The sequence below is a fragment of the Burkholderia sp. SR8 genome, assembly GCF_052851275.1.
In genome coordinates, this window is the sequence record NZ_JAULUC010000003.1 from 174,407 (window position 1) to 186,208 (window position 11,802).

An 11,802-nucleotide genomic window follows, 5' to 3' on the forward strand; every position below is an offset into this window, starting at 1 on the left:
TCGCATGAGCACCATGATGACAAACTTTCGTCGGAGGAATTGTCAACGAAGTTTAAACGCCGGACGCGGCGCAATGCAAAACGGCGCGCTGCGAGCGCGCCGTTTCGGAAGGCAGGGCGATGCGGCGGGAGCCGGTGCACGGCATGCGCGCCATGCATGCTGAAACGGTCAGCCGGCCTTGCGGGCGCCGGGGTCGCGCAGATTCGCCGGCACGATCGGACGGAAGCGCTCGCGCTTCTGTTCGTCGTCGAAGTGCTGCAGCGCGGGCTTGATCAGGTCGCTGCGCGACACGATGCCGGTGATGCGCAGCGATTGCGGATCGTCGACGACCGGCAGGCGCTCGAGGCCGAGCATCGCGAGCCGCGAGGCGACCACGCGGCACGTTTCGTGTGCCTGCGCGACGGCCGGCGTGCGGTCGGCAAACGCGCTCGCAAGCGTCGCGCCGGGGCCGGCCTGCACGCGATGCGCGTCGAGCGTCGCGCGATCGACGAGGCCGAGCAGGCGGCCGTTCTGCACGACCGGATACGCACGGTGCGTCTGCTTCGCGCCGAAGTATTGCGACTCGACCGCGTCGAGCGTCATGGTGCCGTCGATCGCGACGAGCGCGTCGGCGGACGTCATCACTTCGGCGACGTCATGCCGTTCGAGCGGATCGACACCGTATTCGCGGTAGATGTGATAACCGCGGCGCGCGATCTTTTCCGTCATGATCGAGCGCTTCATCACGATCGTCGCGAAGCCGTGCGCGACGAGCGTCGCGGCGAGCAGCGGCAGCAGCGCGTTCGCGTCGTGCGTGAGGCCGAACGCGAACACGATCGCGGTCAGCGGCGCGCCGAGCGTTGCACCGAGCGTCGCGGCCATGCAGACGAGCGGCCACAGTGCCGGGTCGCCGCCGGGCAGCACCGGCGACAGCACGGTGCCGAGGCCCGCGCCGAGCATCAGCAGCGGGGCGAGTACACCGCCCGACGTGCCGGAGCCGAGCGCGATCACCCACATCACGGCCTTCACGACGAGCAGCGCCAGCGCGATCTTCAGCGCGATGTGCTGGTGCAGCAGGTCGCCGATCACGTCATAGCCGACGCCGAGCGCACGCGGCTCGAGCCAGCCGCCGACGCCGATCACGATCGCGCCGAGCGCCGGCCACCACATCCAGTGCACCGGCAGCTTCGCGAAGCCGTCCTCGATGCGGTACAGCGCAGCGGACAGGCCGCACGCGAGCGCGCCCGACAGCAGGCCCGCGACGATGCACGACAGCAGCGCGACGGGCGTCGGCGATGCGGTCGTCAGCGGGAACAGCGGCTCGACGCCGAAGAACACGGCGCGTGCGAACCCGGCCACCGCGCATGCGAGCGCGACCGGCAGGAAACTGCGCGGGCGCCATTCGAACAGCAGCAGTTCGACCGCGAGCAGCACGGCGGCGACCGGCGTGCCGAACACGGCGGTCATGCCGGCGGCCGCACCGGCGACGAGCAGCGTCTTGCGCTCGGCGGCGGTCACGTGCACGCACTGCGCGATCAGCGAGCCGAGCGCGCCGCCCGTCATGATGATCGGGCCTTCGGCGCCGAACGGGCCGCCGCTGCCGATCACGACGCCGGACGACAGCGGCTTGAGGATCGCGACCTTCGGCGACATCCGGCTCTTGCCGAACAGGATCGCCTCGATCGCTTCGGGGATCCCGTGACCGCGGATCTTCTCCGAACCGAAGCGCGCCATCAGCCCGACGATCAGGCCGCCGATCACCGGCACGACGATCACCCACGCGCCGAGCGTGTTGCTGGCGGGCGAGCGGTCGGCGAACGAAAACTGCTGGAAGAAGAACAGGTTCGTGAACAGGTGAATCAGGCTCAACAGCACGAACGCCGCCAGCGTGCTGAGCAGGCCGATCACGGCCGCTAGCAACGCGATCCTGGGCAGGCGTTCGTTGGTCGAGAAATCGCGTTTGTGTGGTGCGTTCATCGGTGTGAGGAAAGGTCGGGAAAACTTGGGTCAGTAATCGATCTGCGGAACCTGGAACGCATCCTTCAGCGATTTCAGTTCCGCGCGATGCAGGGCGGCGAGCCGCGCGAGCAGCGTTTCGCCGGCCTCTTCGAGGTGCACTTCGACCTGCCGGCGGTCCGCTTCGCTCGTCTTGCGCTTCACGAGCCCGAGCGCCTCGCAGCGCGTCACCAGCGCGACGACGCCGTGGTGCTGCGCCTGCAGCCGCTCGGCGAGTTCTCCGACGGTGGCCCATTCGCGGTGCGGGTAGCCCTTGATGTGCAACAGCAGCAGGTATTGCAGCGGCGTCACGCCTTCGCTTTGCGCGGCGCGTTCGGAGAAGCGCTCGAAGCAGCGCATCTGATAGCGGAACTCGGACAGTTGCTGAAAATCGCTTTTGGCAAGCGCGCGGCGGGTATCGGTCATTGCGGTCGGTCGGGCAGGCGGTTTCGGTAGCGCGCAATATATCACAACATGATATAAATGGCCGAATCTTGGCGACACGACCTGCATTGCGTCGTTCGTTGCGCGCTATTCGTCGGCGTTATGCGGCCTCGAGCATCTGCGTCTGCCGGTACAGGCCCGTGACGAGATCCGTCTGCGTAATGATCCCGACGAGGCGGCGCGACGAATCGACGACCGGAATATGGTGGTGGCCCGAATGCGTGAACAACGGCACCAGCGCGGTGATCGGCATCGTCTGCGGCACGCACGCGACGTCGCGCGTCATCACGGTGGCGACGCTGGCCGGCTGGCCGCCGAGCGACTGCGGCAGCCGCGCGGACAGCCGCTGCCACAGCGGGGTCGGGCGACGCAGTTGGCGCGTGAGGTCCGCGCGCGTGACGATGCCGATCAGGCGATCGTCGCCGTCGACGACGGGCAGCGCCTTCACGCGATGGCGGTCGAGCAGCGTCAGCGCGGCCGTCACCGACGTCGACGGTGCCACCTCGATCGCATTCTTCGTCATCAGGTCGGCGCACGTGAGCTGGCCGAACGTGCGCGTATACGCCTGCATTTCCGTTTCGCGCAGCAGCATTTCGAGGTCGTCCGGATCGATGTCGAGCCATTCGCCGCGGCGCTTCAGCACCGCGTCGAGGTCGGCGCGCGTGAAGCCGCCACGCGCGGGCGCGGCGCTGCCGCCCTGCGGCTTCGCGTCCGGACGCACGCCGCCGTGCGGATAGCGATGGCCCGTCAGCGCGTGGTACACGAGCGCGGCCGACAGCAGGATCGCCGATTGCAGCGCAATCGGCTCGACCACGAAGCCGAAGCCGAGTGCATGGATCGCCGGGCCGCCGAGCACCGCCGTCAGCGCGACCGCACCCGACGGCGGGTGCACGCAGCGCAGCGCGAACATGCCGCCGATCGCGAGCGCAACCGCGACCGCGGCGGCCGTGATCGGATCGGCGATCCATTGCGCGCAGGCGACGCCGACGGTCGCCGCCACCAGGTTGCCGCCGATGATCGACCACGGCTGCGCGAGCGGACTCGCCGGCACCGCGAACAGCAGCACGGCCGACGCGCCCATCGGCGCGACGAGCAGCGGCACGAGGCCCGGCACGCCGGGCAGCAGCCGCATCGTCACGCCGACCGTCGCGATGCCGACGAGCGCGCCCGTGCACGAGCGCATGCGCTCGCGCCAGCCGAGCGTCATCGGGTGGGGAATGAAGCTGTGCAGCCATTGCCGGAACGTGCGGCGCGACGGAGAGGAGCCTGACGACATGGACGGTAAGCGGTAAGAATGGCGGCGCGGTTGATGCCGCGCAAGAAAACCGAAATTATATCGCGTCGTGATACAAATTGTCGCGCTGCATCAACGCGTTGCATGCGCGCGACGCGCCGATCTTGCAAAAACCTTTCACCGGTTGGGAGGCGGGAAGCCGCGTAGCGCGCATATTTGTCTGCAGCGGCGTACAATTCGGCCACTCAATTCCCCGATATGCCACAACCACGCACGCGATGCCCGCTCTCCCGCCTGTTCTCCGGCAAGGTGACCGCGTGCGCGTGGCTCGCGCGCCCGCACCGATTCCCGTCTGAAGCGAGCGCCGCCGACGTTTCCCCACCGACACTCCCCAAGCCAATCCAATGGACATGCTCGAAAACATGCGCCTGTTCGTGCGCGTTGTCGAAGCCGGCAGTTTTACCGCGGTCGCGAAAGAAATCGACGCGACTACCGCGCAGGTGTCGCGCGCGGTCTCGAATCTCGAAGCCCACGTACAGACGCGCCTGCTGCATCGCACGACGCGCCACCTCGGTCTCACCGAAAGCGGCGAGCGCTACTTCGAGCGTGCGAAATCGATCCTCGCCGAGATCGACTATGCGAACGCCGAGGCGCGCAATGCGCTGCTGCGGCCGAGCGGCAAGATGCGCATTCATGCGATGACGGGTCTCGGGCAGAGTCACGTCGTGTCGTCGATCGTGCGCTATCAGGAAGACAATCCGGACGTGTCGGTCGAGCTGACGCTCGCGCAGCGGATGCCGAACCTCGTCGAGGAAGGCTACGACGTGTCGATCGTGACCGCGTCGCAATTGCCTGATTCCGGGTATGTCGCGCAGACCTGCGGCACGACCTGCAGCGTGCTCGTCGCGTCGCGCGAGTACCTGGCGCGGCACGGCACGCCGAAGACGCCGGACGACCTGCCGAACCACGTGTGCCTGCGCCTCGACACGCCCGCGTCGCCGGCGAGCGAATGGCGGCTCGAGCGCGGCGACGACGAGGAGATGGTCTACGAACTGCAGCCGGCGCCGTTCCAGGTCAACGTGCCGGATGCGCTGTGCGTCGCGGTGCGGGCCGGCCGCGGGATCGCGTGCGTCGCGCTGTATACGGTGCTCGACGACATCCGCGAAGGGCGGCTGATCCGCGTGCTGCCCGAGTACCGGCTGCAGACGGTCAGCGTGTATGCGGTCTATGCGACGCGCCGCTATCTGGACGCGAAGATCCGCACGTTCCTCGATCATCTGCGCACGACGCTCACGCCCGCGCTGGAAAACGACCTGCGCGAACTCGACCGGCTCGCGGTCGAGCAGCCGCCGGCAGGCCGGCAGCGCGCGTGATGCGGTCGGCGCGCGCGACGTGCGCCGCCGGGCGCCCGGCGTCACGCGTCCGGCGTGACGCGAATCCGCTCGAAGCGGCCGGCGAGCCACGTGTAAGCGGCGATGCCGATCAGCCCGTGCGCGGCGACGAACCACAGCGCGCCCGCGAACGAGCCGGTGTGCGCGACGAAGTAGCCGATCACGAGCGGCGTGACGATCCCCGCGATATTGCCGAGGCCGTTGAACACGCCGCCGCTCAGGCCGACCATCCCTTCCGGCGCGGTGTCGGCGAGCACGGCCCAGCCGACCGCCGCGAGCCCCTTGCCGAAGAACGCGATCGTCATCAGCGCGATCACCACCGCGTTCGACGACGCGCCGTTCGCGAGCACGAGCAGCGTCGCCATCGCCATCCCGACGACGAACGGCGTCTTGCGTGCGCGCGACGGATGCACGCCGCGCCGGATCAGCCAGTCCGACAGCACGCCGCCGAGCACGCCGCCGGTGAACCCGCAGAGCGCCGGCAGCGCGGCGACCCAGCCGGCTTCCATGATCGTCATTCCGCGCCCCTTGATCAGGTAGATCGGGAACCACGTGATGAAGAAGTACGTGAGCGCGGTGATGCAGTACTGGCCGATATAGATCGCCCACAGGTTGCGGTGGCGGAACAGGTGCGACGCATCGTGCCACGACACGTGCGTGCGCTGCCGGACGCGGTTCGCCTCGAGATCGACGAGCGCGCCATGCGCACGCAGATGGTCGCGTTCGGCGTCGCTCACGCGCGGATGGCCGTGCGGCTCGCGATACCACGCGAACCACAGCGCCGACAGCGCGACGCCCAGCATCCCCATCCACAGGAACACGTGTTCCCAGCCGAGCGCATGCGTGAGCCACGCCATCGCCGGCGTGAACAGCACGACAGCCATGTACTGCGCGGAATTGAACAGCGCCGACGCGGTGCCGCGTTCGGCGGTCGGGAACCAGCACGCGACGATCCGCGAATTGGCGGGAAACGCCGGCGATTCGACGAGGCCGAGCATGAAGCGCATCGCGAACAGCGCGAGCGTCGCGGTCGCGCCTTGCACGGCAAACCAGCCGACGGTGCCTTGCAGCATCGTGAACACCGACCACAGCAGCAGGCTCAGCCCGTACACGCGGCGCGCGCCGAAGCGGTCGAGCAGCCAGCCGCCGGGAATCTGCCCGATCGCATAGGCCCACGCGAACGCGGAAAAGACGACGCCGAGCTGGACGGGCGTGAGCCCGAGGTCGTGCGCGACGCCGGTGCCGGCGATCGACATCGTCGCGCGATCCGCATAGTTGACGACGGTGACCGCGAAGATCAGCGCGAGAACCGTGAAACGGACGCGGCCGATCGCGCGCGACGCGGTGGATGAGGCGGGCGACGCAGGCGCTGCTGCGACGGCGGTGCCGCTGGATCGATGGGGCATGCGAGTCTCCTGGCCTCCGTCGGGCGGAGGCGTTTCGTTTGGTGTCGTAGTGAAAGTCGGGTTGCGGCGCTCAGCCGGTGACCGTGGTCGGCGGGCGCTGGCCGGCGAAGCATGCCGCGAGGTTCGCGAGCACGATCCGGCCCATGTGCTCGCGCGTCTCGTGCGTGGCGCTTGCGCGATGCGGCTGCACGACGACGCGTTCGAGTTCGAACAGTTCGGGCGGCACGTGCGGCTCGTCGACGAACACGTCGAGGCCGGCGCCGGCGATCGTGCCGTCCGCGAGCGCGCGCACGAGCGCGGCTTCGTCGACGAGCTTGCCGCGCGCGACATTGATCAGGAATCCTTTGCGGCCGAGCGCGGCGAGCACGTCGGCGGTCACCAGCACGTTGCCGTGGTCGGCCGATGCCGCAAGCACCAGTACGTCGCTGTCGCGTGCGAGCGCGACCAGGTCGGGGACGTAGCGATAGCCGCTGTCGCGGTGCTCGCGCGGGCCGAAATAGCTGACGGGCATCCGGAACGCCTGCGCGCGCTGCGCGATCGCGCGACCGACGCGGCCGAGCCCGACGATGCCGAGCCGCTTGCCCGTCACCTGCGTCGCGAGCGGCTGCGCGACCTTGCCCCAGCGCCCGGCGCGCACGATGCGCTCGCCGGCGCCGAGATCGCGCAGCGTCATCAGGATCAGGCCCATCGCCATGTCGGCGACGTCGTCGGTCAGCACGTCGGGCGTCGTCGTCACGTGGATGCCGCGCGCGCGGGCGCGCTCGAGATCGACGGCGTCGGTGCCGATGCCGCTGATCGCGATGATTTTGAGCGCGCTCAGCCGGTCCATCAACGCGGCGGACAGGCCGTTCGCGCCGCCGGTGACGACACCGCGAATGCGCGGCGCGACGCGATCGAGCAGCGCGGCGGGCTGGTCGGCCGCGTACAGGCGATGCACCGCGTAACGGGTGGACAGTTCGGCGTCGATGGCGTCGGGCAGCGGCTGGGTGAGCAGGATATCGATGGTCATGAAGGTCTCGGTCGTCGTGTGCGGCGCGGGCCGCGCATCAGGTGCAACCGAGTATAGGAAGCGGATCGATGTTGGTCTAACATCAAAAGACTATCGATTGATCCAGGAATTGAATGATTGAACTGAACCAGCTGCGCTGCTTCGTCGCGGTGGCCGAGGAGCTGCATTTCGGCCGCGCGGCCAAGCGGCTCTTCATGACGCAGCCGCCGCTGAGCCGGCAGATCCAGCTGCTCGAACATGCGCTCGGCATCGCGCTGCTCGAACGCAGCAGCCGGCAGGTCCGGCTGACCGCGGCCGGCGAGCGCTTCCTGCGCGATGCGCGCCACATCCTCGAGTTTTCCGCGAGGGCCGAACAGGCCGCGCAACGCGTCGCGCACGGCGGGGCCGGGCGCATCACGCTCGGCTTCACGGCCGTCAGCGCGTACCGGATGATTCCGGTGCTGCTCGCGCATGCGGCGCATGCGCTGCCGGACGTCGACGTCGAGCTGCGCGAAATGGTGTCCACCGTGCAGATCGACGCGCTTGCGTCGCGCATGCTCGATGCGGGGTTCGTGCGCCAGCGCGCCGCACGTCATCCGCTCGAATACCGGCTCGTGCAGCGCGAGCCGATGCTCGTCGCGGTCGCGCAGGGCGCGGCGCTGGCCGCATACGAACGGATCGGGCCGGACGAGCTCGACCGGCAGCCGTTCATCGCGTATTCGCCGAACGAGGGGAAGTACTTCCACGACATGATCTCGGGGATGTTCGCGAGCGCCGGGCGGCTGCCGAACTACCTGCATTACGTCGGGCAGACGCATACGATCCTCGGCCTCGTGCGCGCCGGGCTCGGTGCGGCGCTGGTGCCGGCATCGGCGCGCGAACTGCATGTGGACGGCGTGGTGTTCCGGCCGCTCGCGGGCGTCGACGTGGCGGCCGAGTTGTATCTGGCATGGCGGGCGGACAACGACAACCCGGCACTGCCGGTGTTCAACGCGATGGTCGAACGGTTTCTGACCGAAGGAGCGGAGGGTGCTGTCGCATAGGGCGGAGTAGTGCGCGCCGGGCTGGCGCGTGAGCCGGTAAACCCGGAGCCGCGATGTGGCGTGCGTCATCGAACGTGTCAAAGCGGAGCGCGGGCGCAGCGGCACGCGCTCCGACAGGATCGCGCCGCCGACGGCGCGCGTCGTCCGGACAGTCAGTTGTCTGACAATGGCGTCGGCGATCGAACGAGGAGCGCGGCCGCAAAACCCGCCAAAGCCCCACGCCGACCGGCGTTCCCGCCCGCAATTCCCCTCCACCGTACACCGGACGGTCGCCGTCACGGGAAAACCCCCATTTTTCTCTCGTCGGTCGTCGTATTACTGTATCGATACACTAAATCGATACAGTTGCGCCCGCAGGCGCACTCGCAAAGGAGACGGCCATGACTACCTTCACCCGGCGGCGCTTTCTGCAAACCGCGTCCGCCGCCACGCTGGCGGCTGCGGGCGGCGTGCCGAGCATCGTCCGCGCAGCCCAGCCGGCCGTGACGCTGCGCTGCTCGTCGTCGATGCCGGCCGACCAGAACGCCGCGCACTACGTGTGGTACGAGCGTTTGGCCGCGAACCTGAAGGCGAGCGTCGGCGACGCGATCCGGGTCGACTACTTTCCGAACAGCCAGCTCGGCAAGGAAAGCGACGTCGCGCAGCAGGTCAAGATCGGCGCGATCGACATGATGATCGCGGGCTCGTCGATCTGGGCCACGGTCGCGCCGGAACTCGGGATGCTCGATCTCGGCTACCTGTTCGACAGCTATGCGCACGTCGCGAAGGTGCTCGACGGCCAGGTCGGCGCGAGCCTGAACGCGCTCCTGCAAAAGCGCTCGGGCTGTTCGGTGCTGACGTGGGGCTCGCATTTCGGCGGGCGCTGCGTGTTCACGAAGCAGCCGGTGACGGCGCTGCAGGGCGTGAAGGGCACGAAGCTGCGCGTGCTGCCGACGCCGGCGTTCATGGACACCTTCAAGGTGATGGGCGCAGTGCCGACGCCGATTCCGTTCGGCGAGCTGTACATGGCCGTGCAGACGGGTGTCGTCGACGGGCTCGAACACGATCCGGCGACCGTGCTCGCGAGCCGTTTCGACGAGATCGTGAAGTCGTGCTGGCAGTCGCATCACGTGTTCGCGGCGATGACCGTCGTGATGGGGCGGCGCGCGCTCGACCGGATTCCGGCGAACCTGCGCGCGGCGTTCGACCGCGCGGTGGCCGATGCGACCGCGCAGCAGCGCGCGATCGCGACGCAGAAGGCCGCGCAGGCGGAGGCGGCGCTGAAGCAGCACGGGATGACGTTCCACCCGATGGCCGACGCCGAGCGCACCGCGTTGCGGCAGGCGATGCACGACCGGCTCTACGTCGCGTTCGCGAAGCAGTATCCGGCCACCGCGCCGCTGTTTCCGGCGATCGCCGCGGCGCGAGGCTGAGCGATGAAGACCGGTTCCGTGGGTTCCGTGAGTTCCGTGTCGGGCGCCGTGCCGGCTGCCGGCGCAGGCCGCCCCGTGCGCGCGGTCGCCCGCGCGCTGGAGGCGGCGATGCGCTCGATCGAATACGTGTCGGCCGCGGTGCTGGCCGTCGACGTGCTCGTCGTGTTCGTGTCGGTCGTGTTCCGCTATTTCCTGCACGACCCGGTCGACTGGGCCGAGGAAGTCGCGAGCGCGCTGATGATCGTGCTGGTGTTCTTCGGCGCGGCAACCGTGCTCGGGCGCAGCCAGCACGTCGGCATCGACCTGTTCCGCGGCTGGCTGCCGGCAAGCTGGCAGGGCGCGCTCGTGCAGATCGGCCACTGGGTCGTCGCGGCGGTGTCGCTGAACCTGCTGGCGTCGTCGTGGCAGTTGCTCGGCGATTCGTACGACCAGCTGACCACCGGCGGCCTGCCGGGCTGGATCAACGTGTACCCGATGATGTTCGGCGCGCTGTTCATGAGCGTATTCGCGCTCGCGAACGCGCTGAACGCGCCGCGCCGCCGCGTGCTCGGCACGCTCGCGTGCTGCGTGACCGTCGCGCTCGCGGTGTACGGCTGGAACGCGCTGCGGCCCGAGCATGCGATCGCGCCGGGCGCGCTGCTGGTCGCCGGCTTCGTCGGCGGGCTCGTGCTCGGCGTGCCGATCGGCTTCGTGCTCGCGTTCTCCGCGCTGCTGTACTTCCTGGCCGACCCGACGCTGCCGCTGCTCGTCTACTCGCAGCAGGTGATGGCCGGCGCCGATCACTTCGTGCTGCTCGCGGTGCCGTTCTTCGTGCTGGCCGGCTTGCTGATGGAGTCGAACGGGATGTCGGCGCGGCTCGTCGAGTTGCTGCTGCGGCTCTTCGGACGCGTGCGCGGCGGCCTCGGGCTGATCGTGATCTTCGCGACGGCATGCTTTTCCGGCGTGTCGGGTTCGAAGCTGGCCGACATCGCGGCAGTAGGCGGCGTCGTGATGCCGGCCGTGCGCCGCGCGCGCCAGGACCCCGACGAAACCGCGGCGCTGCTCGCGTGCAGCGCGGTGATGGCCGAGACGATCCCGCCGTGCGTGAACATGATCATCATGGGCTTCGTCGCGAACATCTCGATCGCCGGGCTGTTCGTCGCCGGGATCGTGCCGGCGGCCGTGCTCGCCGCGTCGCTGGCGGTCGTGACGGTGATCTGCGGACGACGGATCGACGTCGACGCGGTGTTCACCGAGCGCCGCGCGTGGCTGCCGCTCGCGGGCGGCGCGCTCGTCGCGCTGATCATGGTCGCGATGATCGGCAAGGGCGTGACGTCGGGCATCGCGACGTCGACGGAAGTGTCGGCGTTCGCGGTGGTCTATGCACTCGTCGTCGGCTGGACGGCATTCCGCGAACTGACCTGGCGTTCGGTCGGCCGCGTGTTCGTGCGGGCGGCGTCGATGGCGAGCAGTATCCTGTTCATCGTCGCGGCGGCGTCGAGCGTGTCGTTCGCGCTGTCCATCGAGCAGATTCCGGCGCTCGTCTCGGGCACAATGACCGCGTTTGCGCATCAGTACGGCTCGACCGCGTTCCTGCTGCTGGCGGCGCTGCTGATGATCGTGTTCGGCGCCGTGCTCGAAGGCGCGCCGGCGCTGATCATCTTCGGGCCGCTGCTCGCGCCGATCGCGCTGCGGCTCGGGATCAATCCGCTGCATTTCGGCACGGTCGTGGTGGTCGCGATGGGGCTCGGGTTGTTCGCGCCGCCGGTCGGGCTCGGGCTGTTCACGACCTGCGCGATCACGGGGACCGAGGTCGCTCGTGTGGCGCGGCCGATGGTGAAATACCTGCTGGTGCTGTTCGCCGCCCTCGTGGCGCTGATCTTCGCACCGGCGTTTTCGTTGTGGCTGCCGGCCCATTTCGGCCTGTAGCC

General features: G+C 68.9%; 9 protein-coding genes. 4 read left to right on the forward strand and 5 right to left on the reverse strand.

The features are described from left to right. Positions 1-168: 168 nt before the first annotated feature. The 3 genes from Q3A80_RS04985 to Q3A80_RS04995 form a co-directional block, all read right to left on the reverse strand. Entirely contained in the window at positions 169-1,956 is a 1,788-nt protein-coding gene (locus Q3A80_RS04985; protein WP_446327959.1) for a chloride channel protein, read from the reverse strand. 30 nt (positions 1,957-1,986) lie between these two features. Beyond that, positions 1,987-2,400, reverse strand: coding sequence for a MarR family winged helix-turn-helix transcriptional regulator (locus Q3A80_RS04990; RefSeq protein ID WP_446327960.1), 414 nt, complete (start codon positions 2,398-2,400; stop codon positions 1,987-1,989). Positions 2,401-2,518: 118 nt separating this feature from the next. Further along, a complete protein-coding gene (locus Q3A80_RS04995; RefSeq protein ID WP_446327961.1) occupies positions 2,519-3,694 on the reverse strand; it encodes an HPP family protein in 1,176 nt (391 codons plus the stop codon). A 362-nt stretch (positions 3,695-4,056) separates the two neighbouring features. Between Q3A80_RS04995 and Q3A80_RS05000 the strand changes: the two genes are divergently transcribed. Further along, positions 4,057-5,025 (forward strand): LysR family transcriptional regulator, encoded by a 969-nt coding sequence (locus Q3A80_RS05000; RefSeq protein ID WP_446327962.1) that lies wholly within the window; start codon positions 4,057-4,059, stop codon positions 5,023-5,025. Between the two features lie 41 nt (positions 5,026-5,066). On the opposite strand, the gene Q3A80_RS05005 is transcribed toward Q3A80_RS05000, so the two are convergent. Together Q3A80_RS05005 and Q3A80_RS05010 are read right to left on the reverse strand one after the other, a co-directional pair. Further along, positions 5,067-6,449: an MFS transporter gene (locus Q3A80_RS05005; RefSeq protein WP_446327963.1), complete on the reverse strand. Its 1,383-nt coding sequence runs from the start codon at positions 6,447-6,449 to the stop codon at positions 5,067-5,069. Positions 6,450-6,519: 70 nt separating this feature from the next. Continuing rightward, a complete protein-coding gene (locus Q3A80_RS05010; protein WP_446327964.1) occupies positions 6,520-7,458 on the reverse strand; it encodes a 2-hydroxyacid dehydrogenase in 939 nt (312 codons plus the stop codon). A 113-nt stretch (positions 7,459-7,571) separates the two neighbouring features. Between Q3A80_RS05010 and Q3A80_RS05015 the strand changes: the two genes are divergently transcribed. From Q3A80_RS05015 to Q3A80_RS05025, 3 genes are all read left to right on the forward strand, one after another. After that, positions 7,572-8,480, forward strand: a complete 909-nt coding sequence (locus tag Q3A80_RS05015) for a LysR substrate-binding domain-containing protein (protein WP_446327965.1) — start codon at positions 7,572-7,574, stop codon at positions 8,478-8,480. A 380-nt stretch (positions 8,481-8,860) separates the two neighbouring features. Beyond that, positions 8,861-9,892, forward strand: coding sequence for a TRAP transporter substrate-binding protein (locus Q3A80_RS05020; protein WP_446327966.1), 1,032 nt, complete (start codon positions 8,861-8,863; stop codon positions 9,890-9,892). 3 nt (positions 9,893-9,895) lie between these two features. Then, a complete protein-coding gene (locus Q3A80_RS05025) occupies positions 9,896-11,800 on the forward strand; it encodes a TRAP transporter large permease (protein WP_446327967.1) in 1,905 nt (634 codons plus the stop codon). The last annotated feature ends 2 nt before the right edge of the window (positions 11,801-11,802 follow it).